Consider the following 20906-nt stretch of genomic DNA (forward strand, 5'->3'; position numbering starts at 1 on the left):
TAAAACCGTTCCCCTTTCATAAGAGGTCCTCCTTTTTTCTTTTCTCAACATATCATTTACTTACAAAATAGGAGGATACAATTATGAAACGTGATCCATTATTTTTAACTTTATTAGAAAGTGCTAATACAAATTTTAGCGGTTGGGATTTTTCTTTTATTTCAGAAACGGGTCGAATGAAGAGTGAGCCTTTATCGTGGTCATATGGCAGTACAGCTTTCCAGCTTATGCAGCATGCAGAATCAATGCTCGATATGGGTACTGGCGGCGGAGAGTTTTTATCTATGTTACAACCGTTCCCGTCAACTATTTATGCTACTGAGGGCTACGCTCCAAACGTGCCAATTGCTCGAAAGAAATTAGAGCCTTTAGGGGTTACTGTTGTAGAGGTGAACGATGATACTTCATTGCCATTTCAAGATGGTCAGTTTAATCTAATCCTAAACCAACATGAATCATATGCTGCTTCTGAAGTAAAAAGAATCCTTTCTCCAAATGGAACATTTCTTACACAACAAGTTGGCGGTCTCGATTGCGCGGAACTTAATGACCAATTTGACAAACCACTAAATAGTGAATTTGCAAGTTGGTCGCTTGAAGCGGCATGTAATGAACTACAGGAAAACGGATTTACTATCTTAGAAGCAAAAGAAGAATTCCCTTTCCAACGCTTTTATGATATTGGCGCTATCATCTATTATTTAAAAGCAATTCCGTGGCAAATTCCTGATTTCACTGTCGAAAGGTACTATGAGGAGTTATATCGTATACATGAGATTATCTTGCAAAAAGGATATTTTGATGTGAAGCAACATCGATTTATGATTAAGGCGATTCGTGACTAACGGAAAAGAGGTGGCAAAGCCACCTCCTTTTTTGTTCCGTTTACGTATGTTCTCTACTCTTTCACCATAAGAAAAGTTATATCATACATATTACAATTATGACCAATGAATTGTATTTCTGAAACTTATAATCACCTCGCATATATAACGAGAGCAAAAACGTGATTTTTCACTTTCCTCTTCTATTGAGAAACAAGTTGTTTTTCATATCGCTTGTTCGCATCATCTTCTTTCAAACATGCAGTTGTGTAATTAATAATATTCCGGTTATCGTACGTGAATATATGTTTTAACTTATTTTCTTCTGTTAATACTGTCGGTAAGTATTTTGGTAAATTGCTAACTACTCCTCTATTATCACCATCTAATATCCAATCAATTTCTTTCCATTCTAATAAGCCTTCAGCCGTACGTAATGGTGTATTCATTTGCATTCCATCTGGCAAATCAGCAACGAACACATACATTCCTTCACTAGCCTGGGGCTCACCTTTACCTTTAAAACCAACAGTCCCTTTATACGTTACACTTGAAAGTTCTATGCCCGTTTCCTCAAACGTTTCTCTAATTATTCCTTCGTATGGCGTTTCATTCTCTTCTATTTTTCCTCCAACACCATTCCACATCCCCATATTCGGCTTTTTATTTCTATTTAATAGCAGTATTTTATCGCTTTTTCTAATAAAGCAAATTGTGTATTTGTACATACGATCATTTCCTTTCATTTTCCACATGAGTTATTTGGCTTATTTTCAAGTAAAAACACTCGCCTTACAATTCCTTACTACATAATATATAGTACAACTTTCATGCGTAAACACTTTACGTCAAACGAGAGAATCCTTTTTAGAAAGGAGAATTTAAAATCGATACTATAAGCAATGAATTTCTAAAACAATATTACGACAGCCTCGTGTGGTTAAACGATACACAATGGTTTGGAGTTCCAATCTGTAAACTTCCCTCTGATCTCTTTTTGTATCAAGAAATCATTTATGAATTAAAGCCCGATTTAATTATTGAATGCGGGACTTTTCACGGTGGTAGTGCACTGTATTTAGCTTCTATGTTAGATTTAATTGGAAAAGGTCACGTACTTACTATCGATATAACTCCGCAGCCAAATCGGCCATCACATAATCGAATTACGTATTTAACAGCATCTTCTGTTTCTGTTCAGGCCATCCAAACAATAGTAAGTATGCGCAAACCTGATGATGTGATTTTAGTTATTTTAGATTCTGATCATAGTAAAGAGCATGTTTCCAAAGAACTCTTGCTATATAAATCTATCGTCACTACTGGCAGTTATATAATTGTAGAAGATACCTCCATTAACGGAAATCCGCTTCTTCCCGATTGGGGTCCTGGCCCAATGGAAGCTGTGGAAGAGTTTTTAACTAAAAACAATAACTTCATAATCGACGAGTCTAAACATAAATTTTTCATATCATTTAATCCAAAAGGTTTTTTAAAGAAAATAAAGTGAAACTTTAATAAGTGGGGTTTTGCACATCCCCACTTATTCTATCATTTTCATTTTTGAAAAAGGATAATATACAAATTCCACCTTGCCAATTATGTTATCTTCTTCAATATATCCTAAGCCATTGCGACTATCTCTACTCACTTCGCGGTTATCTCCCATTACAAATAACTTATTTGGCGGAATTTTTGTCTTTTGAAAGTTATAAAACACTTGTGTGTTGTTAAATAAATCTTTGTTCGTATATGGTTCTTCTTGCTTTTTATCGTTCACATATACCTTTCCATTCGTTATGTTAATTACATCACCAGGAAGTCCTATTACACGTTTCACATAATATTTCGATTCATCCTCTTCCTTTATAATGACAATTTCTCCGTGCTGTAAATTAGAAAGACGTACTACTGCTTTATTTACAAATACGTAGTCTTCTTCATATAAAGTCGGCTGCATCGATTCGCCTTCCACTTTACATAAAGTAAAAGAATGGTAGCCTATTACCATCACAAATATAAATAGTATGTACTTTCCCCAGCCTCTCTTAATCTCCTTTTTCATATCCATTCCCACCTTATAAAGCGCTTTTTAACTCAAAAAATATATCACTGCACAATATGTTTCCATGCAGTGATACTATTTTTACTGTGCCTTGTTCGGTTGTTCTACTGGAATTGAATTTGTATTTGATCTATTTGTTTTTAATTCAAAATACGCATCCAAAATCTCTTTACCAATCGCAGAATTAATTCCTGATTTATCATCATTCACCCATGGTACAACAACTGAAAAAGCTACTTCCGGATCAGCATCATATGGTGCATAACCGGCAAGAGTTAAATTATAACATTTTTTTCGGTTGTTGTTCTCATCTCTTCCAATATCACTTTCTCCACCATATACTGTCTCAGCTGTTCCTGTTTTTCCCGCTGGTTTATATGGTAGACCTTTAAACGTTCCGGTACCTGTTCCGTCAGCTTCTTGAAAAACTCTTCTAAATCCTTCTTTTACATGATTAATGTACGAAGTGTCCATATCCAATCTATTTAATACAACTGGTTCAATCGACCGAACGACTTTTCCTACATCCTCTGGTCTATTCGGTTGCTCTCTAACTTCTTGTACAATTTGTGGTTTCATTCGGTAACCGCCATTTGCAATGGTTGAAATATATTGCGCAAGCTGAAGCGGCGTATATGTATCATACTGTCCAATCGCATAATCAAGTAAAAATCCGGGTATGTTATCAGTTCTACCTATTTGACCGATCGATTCATTTGGTAGGTCAATACCAGTCGACACACCTAGGCCAAATTGTCTAAAATAGTAGCGCATTTTATTAAATGTTTCTTGTTTAATATCTAATGGATTGTTTGGAACATAATTAATGCCTGCCATTTTTAAAGCTGTATTAAACATATAAACGTTCGATGACACTTGCAAAGCTCTTAAATCATCAATATCCCCAAATTCTTTCCACGATTTCTTCGGCTTAGAACTTCCTTTAAAATACATTGGCGCATCAAAGAAGTGTGTATACGGCTTAATCGCTTCTGTTTGATATCCAGTTAATAAAGTAGCCCCTTTTACAGTTGACCCTAACTCATAAGAACTTGTCATCGTTCCTAATGCATAATCTTCTATTTGCATACCGCCATCTTTATTTACAATTTTCTTTCCTGCCATTGATAAAATTTGACCGTTTTTCGGATTCATCATTACTACGAACGCCCGATCCATCATCGGCTCTGCAGCATGAAAGGCTCGTAAATTCTTTTCAAGGCTTCCCTCTACTCTTTTCTGTAAATCCATATCGACTGTTAACATCAAGTTATTTCCACTTTTTCCTTCAGTCACTTTTTCTGTTCGAACAATCTTCCCTGCTTTATCCATAATATTTTTAGACTGTTCTTTCGTTCCATGTAGTGCATCTTCGTATTGTTTTTCGATGTAACTTTTACCAATACGGTCGTTTCGATTATAATCACGAACTAAATAATAATCTAATTGTTCTCTTGGCAACCCTTCATTTTCATTAGAAACGCTACCTAGTATAGAGCGCAGTATTTTATCATTTGGGTATTCACGTTCCCAATCTACTGTTGTATCTACCCCCGGTAAACTTGCCAACCTTTCACTAACGACAGCATATTCATTTTCACTTACGTCTTTTTTAACGATTTGCGGCGTCATTTTATATCCCGCATTCATTTTGCTTTTAATTACTAATACTTCTATATCTTCCTTTGAAAGCTCATTTAATTCTTCTTGTGTAATTCTTTCCCGGCGCAGTTCTTCTACTTTTTTATCTAACTCTTTTCCTTCTATTTCTTGCTTTCTAAATTTACTCTCATCTTCTTTCGTTACTTTCGCTGCTGCCCGCTTTTCATTTAACTGCATCCAAAAATCTTTTTTATCTGTCTCTGTTAACTTATCCATGTCCTCTTGCGACATTTCAATTAGCTTAGCTAAATCTCTTGCTACTTGTAAAACTTCTTTCGAGTCCACTCCTCTCATTTTCGTATATGTAACGGTTCGTAATGGTTTATTATTTACAATAACGTGACCTTGTCGATCAAACATTTTCCCTCTAGGAACGGGAGTACTTACCGTTACATCTTCCTTTTTGTTTACTTCATTTCTATACGTTTCTCCATCAATGATTTGTACTTTACCTAATTGAATTATAATAGCTGAAAATAAAAGAAAGACAATAAAAAATAGTACATTTAACCGAAATGGAATATGAGTCTTTTTCTTTTTCGATTGTTTTTTCTGCTCCTTTTTCTGTCTCATTTCGCTCCCTCGCTTCATTCTATTAACATTTCTACGCAAAATCATTATGTATCAAATTTATTTATATGATATATATAGAATTTTATATTAATTACTAAAGAAATAAAAGATTTAATTTTCAGTTTTTTAATTTTATAACCTATTTATTACCATTCCCCTTCATACGTCATAACATGAATTTTATTCAAACAAAAAACTGAGGTGTTCTCTATACACCTCAGTTTTTCATAAAAATAATAACTTATTTAACCGACGATAACCCTTCAACAAACTCACCAATCTTATTTTGAAAAACAAAATCAAAGTTATATTCCTGTCCTGTTAACTCTTCATTTACTAAAATAGTTGTTGCTCCCACTTCCCTCTTTGCAATTTGCGGGAATGAAGCGACAGGCTGTACTTTTAGTGATGTTCCCATAACGATAAGCACATCTGTTTCATATAAACGTTTGATAGCATTTTGATATTGCGGCAATGTATCTCCGTATAAAACAACGTCTGGATTTAAAATGAAATTACACTTCTCACAACGCGGTACTTCATGATCAATCATATACTGTAAATCATAGCCTGATTTACATTTTGGACAATGTGCTGTTTGAAGTGTTCCATGTAAATCGATGACATGCTTACTGCCACCTAATTGATGTAAACCGTCAATATTTTGCGTTAAAATCGTAATATCTTTCCCTTGTTCTTCTAGCTCAGCTAAAAAGCGATGGCCACGATTTGGTTTATATTGATGGAACGTATTAATTTGAAAGATTTCTTTATAATGGTTCCAAAATTCTTTCGGACTTCGGTTATAGTACCCTCTTGATAAGTACATCTCCACATTCGCATCAGCATACAATCCATTTGCTGAACGAAAATCTGGAATACCACTTTCCGTACTTGCACCTGCGCCTGTTAATACTGTAATTTTCTTCGCTTTTTCTAAAATTGAACGTACTTCTTCAAATTGCTGCACAAAAATCACCTCTATGTATTTTCCTATTCTTATTATACCAGTTGTTTACAGGAGGTGTTGTACAATTCATTTTACTTAATGCGTTGCGCCCCCAACCTCTACAATATCTACTTCAACTGTCGTCGTTACTTCGATTGCCAATTCTATCCCTTTACGAATAGTAGAAAGTGACATACTTGGTTGACCTGAATACTTGCTCGCTTGTTCTGGTAAAAACGGTATATGAACAAATCCGCCTTTTATTTTCTGATCCTGTTTCTCTAGTTCATGCATGAGACCATAGAATAAATGATTACAAACGAACGTACCTGCTGATTGTGAAACGGAAGCCGGTATACCTTCTTCTTGAAGTTTTTTTACAATTGCTTTCATCGGAAGTGTAGACCAATATGCAATCACTCCTTCTTCTACAACTGGTACATCTACCGGCTGATACCCTTCATTATCAGCAATTCTTGCATCATCAATATTAATTGCGACACGTTCTATCGTAATATCTGGTCTGCCCCCAGCTTGTCCGATACATATAATAATTTCCGGCGCTAGTTCTTCTATATACTCTTTTAATACGCTTATTGATTTATGAAATACAGTTGGTACTTGTTTGCTTATTATCTTGTATTCTCCAATTGTTTTTTCATGCAAACCTTTTGCTACTTCCCAAGCTGGATTGATATTTTCTCCGCCAAACGGATCAAACCCTGTTAATAATACTGTTTTCATAGTTTTATCCTCCTAATTAGAAACGATATACAAGGCCGTACATAATAAACATATTTATGATAAAAATTGAAAGAGCAATTGGTACTTGCGCTTTAATAACCGCATTTTTATCCTTTAGCTCTAAAAGCATCGCAGGTACGATATTAAAGTTTGCTGCCATTGGTGTAAGCAGCGTTCCGCAATATCCAGCAAACATACCGAGTGCTGCCATAATTGCTGGGTTTCCGCCGTGCATTTGAACTATTAAAGGTAAGCCAATTCCGCCAGTAATAACAGCAAACGCTGCGAATGCATTTCCCATTACGACTGTAAATAGCATCATGCCTAAACAGTACGCCATAACAGCAACGAACGGATACTCTGTCGGTAGCACTTGTCCAACTAAGTCTGAAACAACTTGTCCAACGCCAGACTTCGCGAATATACCGCCAAGTGCTGCTAACATTTGTGGCAAAATAACAGCCCAGCCGACAGCTTGTAATAGTCTGCTTCCTTCTTGTACAGGCGTTGTTATTTTTGATTTTGTAATACGCATCGCCGCAACGAATGCGAGTAATGCACCAAGCGCTAATGCAACTAATGTTACTTTATCTGGATCAACAAGAGAGACATTTCCCCATTTAATTTTCCCTAACGTCAACGTACCGATAATTGTAAAAATAGGAATTAATAGTGCAGGCATAAAAATTTTATTTTTTAATTTCTCAGCATGTTTCACACGTTCTTGTACTGGAACTTCTTTTTCCTCTGATTTTGTTACTTTATTTAGTGAAGCTAAAACGACCATAGCGAGCACTATACAGCCAACGTAAAACGAAGGAATTACATTTCCGAATAAAAATGTAACTGCAAACAATGCCCAAAATAAACTAGAACCGAATCTGTTTGGATGTTCACGATCGAATGCGATACGAACAGCGATAAAAGCAACGATTATCCCTAATACATAATAGATTGTATCCATTGTGATGATGTTCATATTAAATTGCCTCCTTCTCTTCTTTTCCTTCTGCCTTCATTGTTTTCTCTATATATTTATCAAACCTTCTAAATCTAATCCAACTTACAATAAGTGCAGATATTGCTGTCGGAATGCCCCAAAGTGCCATATCCCATACTCCGACATGCATACCTACTGAATCGAAGAATCCTTTCATTAATAAAATAGCTCCAGTTGCGATGAAAATATCTTCTCCGAAAAACCAAGCTGTATTTTCAGCAGCTGCTGCGTTTGCTTTAATCTTTTCTCTTAATTTTTCAGGAAGTTTACCGTATTTACCTTGCGCGGCCCCTTCTGCCATCGGTGCAACGAGCGGCCTTACTGTTTGCGCATGCCCACCAATATTAAGCCCTAGTGCTGCTGATGATTCTCTTATCGTAAAATATGACATTAATACTCTTCCAGTTGTTGCTCCTTTTGATTTCGTTATAAGTGCTTCTGCTCTTTCTTTTAAACCGTAACGCTCTAAAATTCCGATTACCGGTAAAGTTAATATAATTGGCATAGACATATATCTATTTTCTATGAAAAATTTACCGAACATGCTGATCACATCATAAAAACTTAATCCTGAAACCATACCAGTAACAATACCTGCAACCATAACTACTAAAAGTGTATTTAATCTAAATAAAAAGCCCACTGCAACAAGTAGTATTCCGATTAATTTAATCATCCCAGCACTTCCCCCTATTTTTTATTTCGGTGCACAAATAGAAATATCATTAAGTTTGAATGTTCTGTATATTCTTTCTGCAAATTGCACTGCTTTTTCCCCATCTCCGTGTAAACAAATTGTTTGCGCCTGAACTGCTACTTTCTCTCCATTGACCGCATTTACATGGCCTTCTTTCATCATTTGAAGTACTTGCTTTATCGCTTCGTCTTCATCTTTTATAAGCGCATTTTCTTCTGTACGGCTCGTTAATGTACCATCTTGCTTATATGTACGATCCGCAAAAGCCTCTTGTACAAGAGTTACTTTGTATTTTTCTGCAGCCTGTATAAACGCCTCGCTATTTGCTAATCCATAAAGTAATAGACTTGGATTTATATGATAAATTGCCTTTGCAATTGCATCTGCAATTTCCGGATTAGACGCCGCCATATTATATAAGGCACCGTGCGGCTTTACATGCTGCATTTTCCCGCCTGCCGCTTTCACAAATGCGTCTAATGCGCCTGTTTGATATAAAACATAATCGTATACTTCACTTGCTGAAACATTCATGTTTCTTCTACCAAATCCAATTAAATCAGGAAATCCAGGATGCGCCCCTACTGCTACGTTATGCTCCAAAGCTTTTTCAACAGTTTGACGCATAATAGACGGATCACCCGCATGAAAACCGCAAGCAACGTTTATAGAGGAAACGAACGGAAGAATTTCATCATCATTCCCCATTTTATAAGCGCCAAAACTTTCTCCTAAATCACAGTTTAAATCGATTGTAGTCATAATGTATTCCTCCTAATTTCAGCTTCGTAAAGCGATGAATTTCTTTAATAGATTCATATTTACTTCTTGTTCTATGTACAATTGTTCCGCTTCTTCAAGCGTAATTTTCTCAAAAGAAACATAGTCCCCCGGCTTTAGCTGGGCAAGAAGAGGTAAATCTACTGAAATGATATTTCCCATTCTCGGATAGCCACCTGTCGTTTGCCTATCTGCCATTAATATAATCGGCTGTCCACCATTAGGAACTTGAATGGTTCCAAATGTAACAGGACTCGATAAAATCTCTTTTTCTTCAATCCTATTTAAAACTTCTCCCTCAACCCTATAGCCCATACGGTCAGCATAATTAGATACCTTATACTCTTTCGTAAAAAATGCCTTTCTACTTTCTTCTGTAAATTGATCATATTCAAAGTCAGTTATGACACGAAGCTTTGGATGTTTCTTATACTTTGGTAGTACGCTGTTGCTAATTGCCCATTTCGTTTTTATTCTCGCATCTTTTTGTAAGTCTAGAATGAAACGACTCGCCATTTCTGGTTGTGCACCAATTTGGAAGTAGTCACCCTTTTTCAGCATTCTTCCTTCTATACCACCAATCGCAGCAAGTATGTACGTACTTTTGCTTCCCATTGTACGCTCAATATGTATACCACCCGCAAAAGTTACATACGCTCTGCAACCACTTTTCACTTTTCCAAAACAAAGCATACTACCTTCTTCCGCTAAAATGGGACGCCATAACGGGATACGTTCTCCATTCAATAACGGTTCCATATCTGCTCCACCAATCGCAAGTAAAGTCGTTTTCTTTATTAACAATTTAGGTCCCATAATCGTCATTTCGAGTCCCGCTTCATTCTCCTCATTACCAACTAACATATTGATCACCCGAAGTGCACTTTGATCCATAGTCCCGCCAACTGGTACACCGTATTGTTGATAATGAGATCGCCCTAAATCTTGGACTGTTGTAAACATTCCTGCATGCAAAACCTCTACATCCATTCTTTAGCCCCCTCAAGTGATACGTACTCTTCCTTCGTTATTGGGATAAATCGTAAATACATACCGCTTTGAATAAAGGTTGGTGTTTCTTCTTCCGGATTAAATAAGGAGATTGGTGTTCGACCAATAATATTCCATCCACCCGGTGTTTCCAGTGGATAAATACCTGTTTGATTTCCGCCGATTCCTACCGAACCAGGTGAGATTTGTAACCGCGGTATTTCTTTTCTAGGTGTTTCTAATTCTTTTGATAGTCCTCCTAAATACGGGAACCCTGGTGTAAAACCTAACATATATACAAAATATGTAGTTTCACTATGTATTCGAATCACATCTTCTACTTGTAAACCTTTATAATGTGCAACCTCTTCTAAATCAGGTCCATATTCTCCCCCGTAGCACACTGGTATAGAAATATGTTTCACATCCTGTTTTACTTCTTCTTTATAAGAATCACACAGCTCCTTTATATACTGGCGAACGTAATCATATGACCTTTCACTTCTCTCATTTCTCTTCCATACTTCGTATACATTGTAGTAAACAGCTAATGAAGTAAACGACGGAACGCACTCAATCATTCCTGCAAACGGATGTTGCTGCAGTGCTTGAAATAACCGCTGTACTTTCTCATATATATCCATCTTAATTTCTTCACCAAATGTAACAATAATTGCTTGATCCCCTAACGCAGAAAATTTCATCCTACTCCCTCTTTCTATGCCAAAAAGCCGAGTTCTTTCGAAATGCGATGTGCTGTTTCTTTCACCTTAGCGATAAAATATGAAATGTTACTTTCGCTGTACTCAATTGCTAATCCCGAAATACTCATACCCGCTACAACCGTTCCATCACTTGCGAAAATGGGCGCTGCTATTGCGGCTGTATGATTTTCTAACTCAGAATAACTAATTGTGTAGCCTTCCTTTTTTACCATTTGCAACACCTCTAGCAATTGTTCCTTATCCACAATTGTTCCATCTGCAAACTGTTTTAAATCCACTTCCTCTATGTATCTCCGTTTCTCTTCCTCAGAAAAATACGATAGTAAAATTCTCGGACATGCACCAGCATAAAGCGGTGCTCTTCTTCCAACCGCCGTATATACGCGTACTGGCTGAACACCTTCCATCTTTTCAACATAAATTGCGTCATTACCATCTTGAATTATTAAATTAACTGCCTGTCCTAAACTATCTCTAAGCTCTTTCATATAAGGAATTGCTATATTCCTTACTGATAATCGTTGTGAAACAAGTTGACCGAACCGTAAAAATACGACCCCTAAACTATATTTCCCCTTTTCGTTTTTTTGTAAAAACTCCATCTCTTCTAACGAGCCAATTAAACGATAAACAGATGTTTTCGGCATATTTGTAAGCTGAACCATCTCAGTTAAACTTAGCTCTTCATGCTCATAAAACAACTCTAAAATATCCATTGTCTTAACTGCCGTTTTATTTATACTCATTCTATCTCCCTTTCGTTCCGAAAAACGGAACTTAAATTCCGTTTTTCGAAACAAACATATAATTTAAAATTATAAAATATTCTTTCAATTCTATCAATATTTTTTCACGTACATAATCCGATATATTTTGTCCGCTATTAAAAAACAAAAATAATATGTGATTTATATAAAATGAAAGGCTCTTGGATGATTGAAAAAACTTTAACACGTGAAGAATGAACTATTAGTGAATGTAATTTATATTGGAGTGATTCGCTTCCTGACAGTGAATATAAAATTAACCCTAGAAATCACGACGGTTCAATTTCTAACGTTCACATTGCTACAAAACTATTAGAATAAAAGCTGCAATAAAAAAGTAAATATAAAGAGCATGTATTGATCAATACATGCTCTTCTCATAGTTATTCAAATTATTCTTTTTTAACATGATTGAATGTTCCTTCGTACAACTACCGAGTATATTACTTATTTTTCAAAATCGTTCTTTTAGCTTTTTTAATAATTCTACTAGTTGATTTTATGTCAGCATCCTTTTCCCATTCTTTACACAGGTTCATTACCCAATCCGGTTTAGTTTTACTTGCATCATTTAACCAGTTTCCAACCGAATCTTGTACATATTTTGATGGATCTGATTTAAGTAAATTAAGAATAGGAAGTGCCTTTTCAGGTTCTTGTTTTAATATTTCAATATGTTTACTCCATACACCTCGAGGACGAATAGATTCTACAGAGAACCTGCGAATATTCTCATCTTCACTTTTTGCCCATTCTACTAACAATTCCACACTTTCTTCTATATTTTGTGAAAGTTCTTCTCTAATAGACATCCAAGCAATTTCTCGAACACCAAAATGATGATCCGCCGCAAAAGGTCGAATGTATGTTAATGTATCTTTTAATGTGTCATTTGATTTTTTATTCATAAACGCTGCCCAACATCGTACACTATCTGAAATATGATTAGATAATTTTAACAGTACGTCTTCCTTGTTTCCGTCATTCTCTTTGAGTATAATTTCATCCAATAAAGTCCCTGTTATTCGTATAACTTTCATTCCTGTTTCAACGTTCTGTTTTTCTAATTCAGCTACTATACATTCCAAACTATTCTTGAGTCCTATTGAAGGTAAGACATTTTTAAGTAGTTCAATATGATTTATAGCTAGCCATTCTATTAGATTAACACTTTCTACTTTCCCTTGCTGTAGTAATTGTAAGACCTCTTTAGGAATTTCGTTTACTTTCCTGGCTCCTTTCCTGTTTAAGATAATTTCTGATTCTTTCTTTATCATTTAAATTCCCTCCTTGCAATACTATCTTCAAATAAACAGAGGCCATTTTGAAAAGTAATAATCAAAATGACCTCTGTCTTTCTTAATTGAACATTCAGTTTTACAAAAAATGTAATTTAAATCCACCGGAAGAATATTTCTCCCATACTTTTTCTTTATAACGCTCTTACTTGTTCCAACGGCCAGAAAACAGCTTGTCCTTTTCCGACAATTTCATCTTCTGAAATAAAGCCAAACATGCGACCATCCTTAGAAACTTCACGATTATCCCCTAAAACAAATACTTGGCCTTCTGGCACTTTCGTTTTCCCAGTGATTTGTTCTAACGTAAAGTCTGGAGTTAATACACGGCCTACTGCTTTTTCTTTAAACTTTTTTAAATATGGTTCTTCCATCGCTTTTCCGTTTACATATAAAACATCATTTTTATACTCAACTGTATCTCCTGGCAAACCAATTACTCGTTTTACTAAATCGTATCCTTCTTTTCCGTGGAAGACGATAATATCAAAGCGATCTAATCCACTTATACTATAACCAATCTTATTCACTAGAACTCGTTCGTTATTTTTTAAAGTGGGCATCATTGATTCACCTTGCACTAAAGAAGGTGTAAATAAAACACCGCGAATAATAGCAATTAATACAAGGGTAAAACCTATCGTTTTAGCCCAAGAGAATAATTCTTTCTTCGTATTTTCCTTCATCATTTCTCCTCTTTCTTAAGCACTTATTTTATGATTTTAACTAATTCTTGTACTAAATTAGGGTCTATTTCAGAAAAACATGATTTTCCTTCTCTTACCGCTGTACCGACATGAGCTTGCGAAATTCCAGTTTCATCTAGCAATCGCTTTATATTTTCTTTCGTCACGCCAGCTCCAGCTACAAGCTGAATTTGACCATCGCTTACCTTTTGCATTTCTGTAAGCACCGGAATATTCTCTACTATATTTCCTTGTCCACCTGAAGTTAGAACGTGAGTCACTTTATGAAACTTCTTTAAAGTGTTCATTGCTTCTACTGGATTTTCTATATCATCTATCGCACGGTGGTACGTTACATTTATTCCATCTACAACAGATAGTAAGTCCGCTAATTTCTCTTCATCCACTTCATTTCGTTCGTTTAATACGCCTAATACTACACCAGCTGCTCCTAACTTCTGCGCAACTATAATATCTTCTTTCATCATTTCAATTTCTTCTTCCGTATATGTAAAAGACTTCGCATGCGGACGAATCATAACATGAATTGGTATACTTACCGCTTCTACCGCTTTTTTTATAAAAGCATAACTCGGTGTTAAACCACCTTCTGTATAAGATGAAATTAATTCAATCCGCTTCCCGCCAGCGCTTTCAATTCGTTTTACATCTTCTAAACATGTTGCAATAACCTCTAGCATGAGATGACCTCTTTTCGTGCTTTTTTCTTATTATAACATTAGTAAAAATAAGAAGCCTAGCTTTCTCCTTTAAAACTTAAAAAAGAAGAATAAAAAGAAAGATTTTTTATTGGCAACGATTATTGGTAACATCCTATTATTCATGTACACTCCTACCATAATGAAAAAAGCCCTTCATTTTGACGGACTTTTCTAATTTCAAGCTTTTCTTTCCTCAGTTTTCATATCAATGCCTAATTGATCTTCCAATAAATTTACACCTTTCTTTGTAAGATGGACAGCTCGGTTCTTATCCGTTTTCGTAATCCATCCCTGTTCAAAAAGCAGTTTTGCAATTGCAGACCCTAACCAACCAGAAATATGGTAACGCCGTTCACTCCAATCAAGGCAAGGTTTTGCAAATACCCTCCTTTTTGTATCTGCCTCATCAACATTTATTCCAAAATTCAGAAACCATTTCTTACCTTGTTCCGTTACAATGTATTCTCCATCCTCTAAAATTATAAATTGCCTATCTAGTAATTTTTCAGTTATCTCTACACCGAGTTTGCCTGCAAGATGATCATAACAAGTTCGAGCATAACGAATTTGTTTTAGTTGGCTTGATTGTTTTAAAGAGCGAACTTGAACTGTTGGTGCAATTGTCCCTAACTTTTCAAGCACTTCTGCAACTTCTTGATTAGCAAGTCGATAGTAACGATGTCTACCATGTTGTTCAACTGTAAGTAAATTCCCTTCTACTAATTTAGAAAGATGCGAACTAATTGTTGGATGTGACACTTTTGCCATATAAGCCAATTCACTAGCAGGTAGTGCCTGATTATTCATTAGACAATCTAAGATGATTGCTCTTGTAGGTTCAGCAATTAGTTTAGCTATATATGAGATATTCGGATATACATTCATATTTCGATGATACCCTAACTATTAAATTGATACAATTATTTTAAGTTTAATAGTAAAGGAGAATGTATTATGAATGCAATTGATCTTAGTATATTAAATTTAAAAGAAACGAGAAGGCGCTCAGAAAAATTATGGAATTCTCTTCCCGATAATTTTCTTAATTGGAAGCCTGATTCTGAGGCTATGTCCTTTGGTGAAATGATTCGTCACGTATGGAGCTCAACTTTTTACTATCATATGATTATAAAAAACAACGGTTCAATAAACGACATACGTACCCCGTATGATGACGAGCCAATTACTTGTGTAAAAAAAGAAATTGAATTGGCACAAGTATACTTTACTGACTTCATAGAACATGTACAATCAATAAGCATAGCCGAGCTAGATTCAACCCTTATTGATCGAAGCGATGTTGGCTATCAACGATATTTAGGCGATATGCTATTACGAATTGCCTATCATGATGCGGTCCATGCAGGTCAATTTTTACAATATTTACGAATGGTAGATTTGGAAAGACCATTGATTTGGGATTAAATTCAGTAATTATTTACAAAGGTTCCAAACTGGCATTGCGATAAGAACTTTTCAACAAGAAACAATCACAAAACCATGATAACCACTTATATTAAAAACCTACATCTCAACTTGGTACGTTCCTGCACATAAAAAGCACGCGTTCGATTACTAATCAAACACGTGCTTTCAAAACAACTATATTGTACATAGACAATAAAATTCAAGCTAAAAAACCTACGACCGAAACGCCGCATCCGCCAACATAGATAGTGTTGCATCATCCATCGGTGGATTGTGTAATCCTGCTCTGACATTTAAATAGTAACGGTGAAGCGGATTTTTTTCTGATAAACTTTTTGCTCCTACGATGCGCATTGATTTATCCACTATGGATATCGCCGCATTTGTTACGGCGTATTTCACTGCCGCTAATTCTGCTTGCAGTGATAGTTTATCTTCTGCCTCATCGTACTTTTTCGCAATTTGATATAAAAAGACACGAGCTTGCATAAGCTCAAGTTCTAACTCTCCAACTAATTTTCTAACATTCGGCAATAAACTAATAGAATGATTTAAACTATTTGGCTTGTATGATTCCGCAAATTGAACTGCATAATTTCTTGCTGATTGTGCAATTCCTAAATAACATGCTGGTATATGTAGCAACCAGCCAATACCCTTTTGTTTTACTTTTCCGCCCTTCACATCCGCAAAAAAGCGGCTTTCTATCTCTACATTTTGTAAGACAAGGTCGTGGCTAGCAGTCCCTCTCATTGCAACGCTATCCCACGTTTCTTCAATAGATACACCGAGTGTATTTCTTGGAATAACAAACTCACCAACTTCTTCTTGGCCTTCCATACTTGCTGAAATAATAAAATAATCAAGTACTGGCGCCATCGTTGTAAAAGTTTTTCTTCCATTTATAACCCACTTCTCGCCTTGTTGAACCGCTATTGTTTCTGGTTTACCGCCACGCGTCGGACTCCCTGTTTTCGGTTCTGTTGCTGCCCTGTTAAAGAGCGCACCATTACGAACTTCTTCGCAAAACCATTTGAACATCTCATCATTCCAAGAGCGATTTTCCGCTAGCTCCTTCACAATGCCAAGATGCCAGCCAATCGATAATGCAGTAGCTCCACAGCCTTCCGCGATTTTCTCTTGAAATAAAACAAAGTCATATAAAGAAATGGCACTACCACCAAATTCCTTCGGTAACGTTAATTTCGTATATCCGATATCTTTCAAATCATTTATATTTTCATACGGAAATGATCCTAATTCACTTAGCTGATGCTCCCTTTCCATGAACTTCGGAATCAATTTATTTATTTTCTCAATAATTAAAGACTGTTCTTCTGTTTCAACAAATGAGAGTGCCATACTATAATCTCCTTTATCCCGCTATTTGCGGGCAGTAAAACTCCCACCTAAAAATTCAGGTGAAGCAAAGGAAGTTAGGTGGGAGATCAACTGCCCGTAAACGCCCGATTGGTTCAACTAATAATCAGTGAGAAACCCACCCACTGATTAAAGTTTCACTTTATGCTCGATTCATAAACCGTTCATTTTGTCATTATGATTATATGAAGCTACCTCTCTATTGTTTCACTATTCCGATAAAAATACAATGTTTTTGACTAATAAGAAAAGTTCCTATTTAAGGATAGATCCTTTTCTTATATTAGTCCCCCTTCAATGCTTTTAACGGCAAAGAGGTTACATATCCAATATACGAGAATAATTCTTTAAAGAAGAATGGTATTTCTGTATCTAACGTTTTATATGCTGATGTCGGCGTTGGTGAAGCATACGCTTCAATATTAATATGTTTTGCGATTCTCATTGCGCGTTTCATATGAAGTGGATCACTTACAATCGTGTATGTTTGTATACCGTTCTCTATTCCAACTTGCTTCGCATTTTTTAAATTTTCTTCAGTGAAAAGGGATTTAGTTTCAATTAAAATATCTTCCTCTTTTACACCTTGTTTCATTGCATATACTCTTGCAGTACGTGCTTCTTCAAGTTCTGCCTCGAACTTTGTACCACCTGTAAAAATAATCTTTTTAATATTTCCGTTCCTATATAAAGAAATCGCATGATTAATTCTTTCTTTAAATACAGGAGATGGTTTTCCGTTCCATGAAGCTGCGCCTAGTACGATACCAGCATCCGTTTTCACGTCATCATTTGCTTTAAAACGATAACTCCAAATATCGTAAGCTGCATAACTTACATATAAAATAGCAGAACAAATCATTAGTAAAAATACTTGAAAGATTCGTCTTTTCTTACTCTTCTTATTTTCTTTCATTTGTAATTGCCTCCGTACATCATCCATACTTCTATAAAAAACATTTATATCAAATCGTTTTGTTTGAGTTTATTTAAAAGAAGGAACTTTACTTGTTATTTATGTATAAAAGGGTTTTCATTTAAAATTGAGGATTATCAATTCATTTTCATTTGCGGTTTTCATTACATTTTTTAAATTCATAAGTTTATTACCATACAACTACATTGTAACGAATTTTTTCTCAGAAGGGAACGATGAAACAAAAGGAATTAAAATAAAGTAGCATTTTGTAAGAAAAAAGGTATATTTTTCATATCTCACGAACAATATACCTTTCAAAACACGAATTATAACTTTTCTTTATACAACTCTAATTTTTCTAACAATTGTTCTTTTACGCCTGGCCATTCACTCGAGATAATACTGTACACCACCGCATCTCTCACATAACCATTCGGTAATTTTCTTTCATTTCGAAGCACACCCTCTTTTACTGCGCCTAACCTTTCAATTGCTCGTTGTGCTTTTTCATTTCTTGCATCCGTCTTAATTTGCACTCTCAGCATATGCAATTTTTCAAAAGCATACTGAAGAAGCATATACTTACACTCTGTATTTATACTCGTACGTTGCACACTCGGATGATACCACGTTTGCCCTAACTCAACTGTCTTATCTTCTACTGAAATATTATATAAACGTGTACTTCCTACAATCTTATTCGACTGTTGATCTACGACTATGAAAGGTATTTGAGTACCTCTTCCGTAACCCTTTATCGCTTTTTGAACGTATTGTTGCATATCTTGCACACTATCCATTTTAGAGATTAAATACGCCCAAATATCCCGATTTCCTTCTACAATCGAAAACAAAGTTTCGACATCAGTATTATCCATTAACCGCAACTTTGCTCTTTCGTGAATAATTTCCATTTTTAAGCCCCCTTTGTTGTTACTATATCATAAGAATCAAACACATATTATAAGAATAAATAAATATAAAGAAAAGAATTCTTTTCAAATATATTCTTCTCGTATAAGGTAGGAAGACTCATCAGTAACCCTTAAAAAAGAATTTTTTTGATAATTTCCAATAAATTCTATATAATAATAAACGGGAGGGGATAATAAATGCTAGATCAAATTACTTGGGGAACGCCAGGCAGCTTATTATGCTTAGGATTCTTTTTTGCGGGACTAGGAATCTTCTTAAGAAGCGTTACGTCATATACGAAAAATAAATAAGAATATCCCGCTTTTAAACAAAAGAAGCCCTCTTTTTTACAGACGGCTTCTTTTGTTTAACTTTATCTTATTAAAACTTCAAAGCAACAAATAAGCAATCGGCGTAATGATAAGCAACGTTAAAATCGTTCTCTGCACATACAGAATAATAAGTTCAGATACTTTTAACGGAATATCTGTTGATAATATACAAGGAATGGACGCAGAGAAAAACAGTATAGATGATACGGAAACAACTGCAATGACAAACTTTGTCACAAGTGGCGCACTTACAACTAATAATGACGGTAAAAACATTTCTGCAATACCAACGGATGCCGCTTTAGCAGCTAAGTCTGCTTCCGGTAATTGTAATAGCCATGTAAACGGATAGAAAATATAACTGATCCAATCAAATATTGGCGTGAACTTCGCTAAGACGATACCAATTAATCCTACTGACATAATGGATGGTAAAATTCCCATTGTCATAATAAATCCGTCTTTTAAATTCACTGCAATATTTTTCATAATGCTCGGTGCAGACTTTGATACTTCTAACGCATCTTCCCAAGCACGTTCTAACATTTTCTCTTTATAAACAGGCTCTGGAAACCCTTCTTCTGTTACATATGTATCTGGTTTTCTACTAAGGGGTGGGATTCTTACGGTGATAGCAGTCACGATGAATGTTACAACAAGTGTAGTCCAAAAATAAACATTCCATAAATGCATAATATCTAATGTTTTTGCGATGATGATCATAAATGTAGCGGATACTGTAGAAAATCCTGTAGCGATAATCGCCGCTTCTTTTGTCGTATACTTTCCTTCTTTATACACGCGGTTCGTAATAAGAAGGGCAAGCGAATAACTTCCAACGAAGGACGCAACTGCATCAATCGCCGATCTCCCCGGCGTATTCCATAATGGCCTCATAATCGGACGACAAAATGTACCGATAAATTCAAGCAATCCATATCCGACTAATAACGCTAAAAACGCCGAGCCAATTGGAACGAGCAAACTTACTGATATGACTAGCTTCTCATACAAAAACGGCCCAACATCTGGTGCAAAGAACCAAGCTGGTCCTATTTTCAAACAATATAATACTCCAAAAACAACGCCAACTACTTTTAAAATAGAAAAACAAATGTCTACGATAGATGCATTCCATTTCTTCGTATAAAATGGATAAATCGCACCAATTGCCATAACAAATAATGCATAATAAGGTACTATGCCAGGAACGGAAGCCCTAATCCACGATACGATATGATCAATCATAATAGACGATGCACCGTTTATCGTAACAGGAACGAAAAACATAAACACTCCAACAAGACTAGCAAGTATAAACCGAAGAATAATCCCCTTCTCTCGCCCTGTCTTAATTACATTACTCTTTAATTCAATTTCACTCAAAATTCGACACCTCCTATTATCTAAATATTCTGTATAATTATGTTATATTCCTTCCATTTCTACT

The 20906-nt window shown here is 35.5% G+C and carries 22 protein-coding genes; 3 read left to right on the top strand and 19 right to left on the bottom strand.

All coding sequences use genetic code 11. The features are described 5' to 3' along the window. The first annotated feature begins 83 nt into the window (after positions 1-83). Positions 84-845 carry a class I SAM-dependent methyltransferase gene (locus IBT51_RS07515; protein WP_200458212.1) on the top strand — a complete coding sequence of 254 codons (762 nt, stop codon included), beginning with the start codon at positions 84-86 and terminating at the stop codon, positions 843-845. A gap of 182 nt (positions 846-1027) precedes the next feature. On the opposite strand, the gene IBT51_RS07520 is transcribed toward IBT51_RS07515, so the two are convergent. Continuing rightward, positions 1028-1570, bottom strand: coding sequence for an NUDIX hydrolase (locus tag IBT51_RS07520; protein WP_234472617.1), 543 nt, complete (start codon positions 1568-1570; stop codon positions 1028-1030). 140 nt (positions 1571-1710) lie between these two features. Between IBT51_RS07520 and IBT51_RS07525 the strand changes: the two genes are divergently transcribed. Then, positions 1711-2334, top strand: a complete 624-nt coding sequence (locus IBT51_RS07525) for a cephalosporin hydroxylase family protein (protein ID WP_265736949.1) — start codon at positions 1711-1713, stop codon at positions 2332-2334. A gap of 33 nt (positions 2335-2367) precedes the next feature. Here IBT51_RS07525 and lepB (IBT51_RS07530) read toward each other — a convergent pair whose 3' ends face one another. From lepB (IBT51_RS07530) to IBT51_RS07595, 14 genes are all read right to left on the bottom strand, one after another. Further along, positions 2368-2889 carry a signal peptidase I gene (gene lepB, locus IBT51_RS07530; RefSeq protein ID WP_016081083.1) on the bottom strand — a complete coding sequence of 174 codons (522 nt, stop codon included), beginning with the start codon at positions 2887-2889 and terminating at the stop codon, positions 2368-2370. A gap of 81 nt (positions 2890-2970) precedes the next feature. Beyond that, positions 2971-5124: a peptidoglycan D,D-transpeptidase FtsI family protein gene (locus tag IBT51_RS07535; protein ID WP_098679882.1), complete on the bottom strand. Its 2154-nt coding sequence runs from the start codon at positions 5122-5124 to the stop codon at positions 2971-2973. A gap of 241 nt (positions 5125-5365) precedes the next feature. After that, positions 5366-6094, bottom strand: a complete 729-nt coding sequence (locus IBT51_RS07540; protein ID WP_200458211.1) for an NAD-dependent protein deacylase — start codon at positions 6092-6094, stop codon at positions 5366-5368. 75 nt (positions 6095-6169) lie between these two features. Beyond that, positions 6170-6817: a pyroglutamyl-peptidase I gene (gene pcp / locus IBT51_RS07545; RefSeq protein WP_200458210.1), complete on the bottom strand. Its 648-nt coding sequence runs from the start codon at positions 6815-6817 to the stop codon at positions 6170-6172. A gap of 16 nt (positions 6818-6833) precedes the next feature. Next, the gene (locus IBT51_RS07550) at positions 6834-7796 is read right to left on the bottom strand and encodes a DUF979 domain-containing protein (RefSeq protein WP_001021658.1); all 963 of its coding nucleotides are present in this window, start codon (positions 7794-7796) and stop codon (positions 6834-6836) included. Position 7797: 1 nt separating this feature from the next. Further along, positions 7798-8493 (bottom strand): DUF969 domain-containing protein, encoded by a 696-nt coding sequence (locus tag IBT51_RS07555; RefSeq protein ID WP_000593392.1) that lies wholly within the window; start codon positions 8491-8493, stop codon positions 7798-7800. Between the two features lie 21 nt (positions 8494-8514). Continuing rightward, positions 8515-9276, bottom strand: a complete 762-nt coding sequence (pxpA, locus tag IBT51_RS07560) for a 5-oxoprolinase subunit PxpA (protein ID WP_200458209.1) — start codon at positions 9274-9276, stop codon at positions 8515-8517. A gap of 18 nt (positions 9277-9294) precedes the next feature. Further along, on the bottom strand, positions 9295-10284 hold the full coding sequence (locus IBT51_RS07565) for a 5-oxoprolinase subunit C family protein (RefSeq protein ID WP_200458208.1): 990 nt from the start codon (positions 10282-10284) through the stop codon (positions 9295-9297). Next, positions 10275-10988, bottom strand: coding sequence for a 5-oxoprolinase subunit PxpB (gene pxpB / locus IBT51_RS07570; RefSeq protein ID WP_000672267.1), 714 nt, complete (start codon positions 10986-10988; stop codon positions 10275-10277). The genes IBT51_RS07565 and pxpB overlap by 10 nt, the downstream gene beginning before the upstream one ends. A 14-nt stretch (positions 10989-11002) precedes the next feature. Continuing rightward, positions 11003-11755: an IclR family transcriptional regulator gene (locus tag IBT51_RS07575; RefSeq protein WP_200458207.1), complete on the bottom strand. Its 753-nt coding sequence runs from the start codon at positions 11753-11755 to the stop codon at positions 11003-11005. A gap of 464 nt (positions 11756-12219) precedes the next feature. Beyond that, positions 12220-13053 (bottom strand): DNA alkylation repair protein, encoded by an 834-nt coding sequence (locus IBT51_RS07580; protein ID WP_063547790.1) that lies wholly within the window; start codon positions 13051-13053, stop codon positions 12220-12222. A 155-nt stretch (positions 13054-13208) separates the two neighbouring features. Then, the gene (gene lepB, locus IBT51_RS07585; protein ID WP_000662498.1) at positions 13209-13760 is read right to left on the bottom strand and encodes a signal peptidase I; all 552 of its coding nucleotides are present in this window, start codon (positions 13758-13760) and stop codon (positions 13209-13211) included. Between the two features lie 23 nt (positions 13761-13783). Then, the gene (locus tag IBT51_RS07590) at positions 13784-14461 is read right to left on the bottom strand and encodes a copper homeostasis protein CutC (protein ID WP_000895109.1); all 678 of its coding nucleotides are present in this window, start codon (positions 14459-14461) and stop codon (positions 13784-13786) included. Positions 14462-14659: 198 nt separating this feature from the next. Further along, a complete protein-coding gene (locus IBT51_RS07595; RefSeq protein ID WP_001103808.1) occupies positions 14660-15367 on the bottom strand; it encodes an ArsR/SmtB family transcription factor in 708 nt (235 codons plus the stop codon). A gap of 69 nt (positions 15368-15436) precedes the next feature. On the opposite strand from IBT51_RS07595, the gene IBT51_RS07600 reads away from it, so the two are divergent. Then, the gene (locus tag IBT51_RS07600) at positions 15437-15907 is read left to right on the top strand and encodes a DinB family protein (RefSeq protein WP_200458206.1); all 471 of its coding nucleotides are present in this window, start codon (positions 15437-15439) and stop codon (positions 15905-15907) included. Positions 15908-16123: 216 nt separating this feature from the next. Here the strand turns inward: IBT51_RS07600 and IBT51_RS07605 are convergent, their stop codons facing one another. The 4 genes from IBT51_RS07605 to IBT51_RS07620 all read right to left on the bottom strand — a co-directional run bounded on the left by IBT51_RS07605 (position 16124) and on the right by IBT51_RS07620 (position 20842). Beyond that, a complete protein-coding gene (locus tag IBT51_RS07605) occupies positions 16124-17272 on the bottom strand; it encodes an acyl-CoA dehydrogenase family protein (RefSeq protein WP_200458205.1) in 1149 nt (382 codons plus the stop codon). 301 nt (positions 17273-17573) lie between these two features. Further along, positions 17574-18206, bottom strand: a complete 633-nt coding sequence (locus IBT51_RS07610) for a YdcF family protein (RefSeq protein ID WP_000662218.1) — start codon at positions 18204-18206, stop codon at positions 17574-17576. Between the two features lie 329 nt (positions 18207-18535). Beyond that, complete coding sequence (locus IBT51_RS07615; RefSeq protein WP_000402585.1) at positions 18536-19123, bottom strand: GNAT family N-acetyltransferase; 588 nt, start codon at positions 19121-19123, stop codon at positions 18536-18538. A 390-nt stretch (positions 19124-19513) separates the two neighbouring features. Next, positions 19514-20842, bottom strand: coding sequence for a YjiH family protein (locus tag IBT51_RS07620; RefSeq protein ID WP_200458204.1), 1329 nt, complete (start codon positions 20840-20842; stop codon positions 19514-19516). Positions 20843-20906: the final 64 nt, after the last annotated feature.

Origin of the sequence: Bacillus sp. S71 (genome assembly GCF_016625265.1) — a bacterium.
Lineage (GTDB): Bacteria > Bacillota > Bacilli > Bacillales > Bacillaceae_G > Bacillus_A > Bacillus_A cereus.

What these genes read in the sequence shown, in the direction of transcription:
- IBT51_RS07535 (WP_098679882.1), bottom strand. Translation starts at nt 5,124, where the DNA reads ATGAGACAGAAAAAGGAGCAGAAAAAACAATCGAAAAAGAAAAAGACT.
- IBT51_RS07550 (WP_001021658.1), bottom strand. Translation starts at nt 7,796, where the DNA reads ATGAACATCATCACAATGGATACAATCTATTATGTATTAGGGATAATC.
- lepB (WP_016081083.1), bottom strand. Translation starts at nt 2,889, where the DNA reads ATGAAAAAGGAGATTAAGAGAGGCTGGGGAAAGTACATACTATTTATA.
- IBT51_RS07610 (WP_000662218.1), bottom strand. Translation starts at nt 18,206, where the DNA reads ATGAAAGAAAATAAGAAGAGTAAGAAAAGACGAATCTTTCAAGTATTT.
- IBT51_RS07590 (WP_000895109.1), bottom strand. Translation starts at nt 14,461, where the DNA reads ATGCTAGAGGTTATTGCAACATGTTTAGAAGATGTAAAACGAATTGAA.
- IBT51_RS07575 (WP_200458207.1), bottom strand. Translation starts at nt 11,755, where the DNA reads ATGAGTATAAATAAAACGGCAGTTAAGACAATGGATATTTTAGAGTTG.
- IBT51_RS07600 (WP_200458206.1), top strand. Translation starts at nt 15,437, where the DNA reads ATGAATGCAATTGATCTTAGTATATTAAATTTAAAAGAAACGAGAAGG.
- pcp (WP_200458210.1), bottom strand. Translation starts at nt 6,817, where the DNA reads ATGAAAACAGTATTATTAACAGGGTTTGATCCGTTTGGCGGAGAAAAT.
- pxpB (WP_000672267.1), bottom strand. Translation starts at nt 10,988, where the DNA reads ATGAAATTTTCTGCGTTAGGGGATCAAGCAATTATTGTTACATTTGGT.
- lepB (WP_000662498.1), bottom strand. Translation starts at nt 13,760, where the DNA reads ATGAAGGAAAATACGAAGAAAGAATTATTCTCTTGGGCTAAAACGATA.
- IBT51_RS07520 (WP_234472617.1), bottom strand. Translation starts at nt 1,570, where the DNA reads ATGAAAGGAAATGATCGTATGTACAAATACACAATTTGCTTTATTAGA.
- IBT51_RS07555 (WP_000593392.1), bottom strand. Translation starts at nt 8,493, where the DNA reads ATGATTAAATTAATCGGAATACTACTTGTTGCAGTGGGCTTTTTATTT.
- IBT51_RS07580 (WP_063547790.1), bottom strand. Translation starts at nt 13,053, where the DNA reads ATGATAAAGAAAGAATCAGAAATTATCTTAAACAGGAAAGGAGCCAGG.
- IBT51_RS07615 (WP_000402585.1), bottom strand. Translation starts at nt 19,123, where the DNA reads ATGGAAATTATTCACGAAAGAGCAAAGTTGCGGTTAATGGATAATACT.
- IBT51_RS07605 (WP_200458205.1), bottom strand. Translation starts at nt 17,272, where the DNA reads ATGGCACTCTCATTTGTTGAAACAGAAGAACAGTCTTTAATTATTGAG.
- IBT51_RS07565 (WP_200458208.1), bottom strand. Translation starts at nt 10,284, where the DNA reads ATGGATGTAGAGGTTTTGCATGCAGGAATGTTTACAACAGTCCAAGAT.
- IBT51_RS07595 (WP_001103808.1), bottom strand. Translation starts at nt 15,367, where the DNA reads ATGAATGTATATCCGAATATCTCATATATAGCTAAACTAATTGCTGAA.
- pxpA (WP_200458209.1), bottom strand. Translation starts at nt 9,276, where the DNA reads ATGACTACAATCGATTTAAACTGTGATTTAGGAGAAAGTTTTGGCGCT.
- IBT51_RS07515 (WP_200458212.1), top strand. Translation starts at nt 84, where the DNA reads ATGAAACGTGATCCATTATTTTTAACTTTATTAGAAAGTGCTAATACA.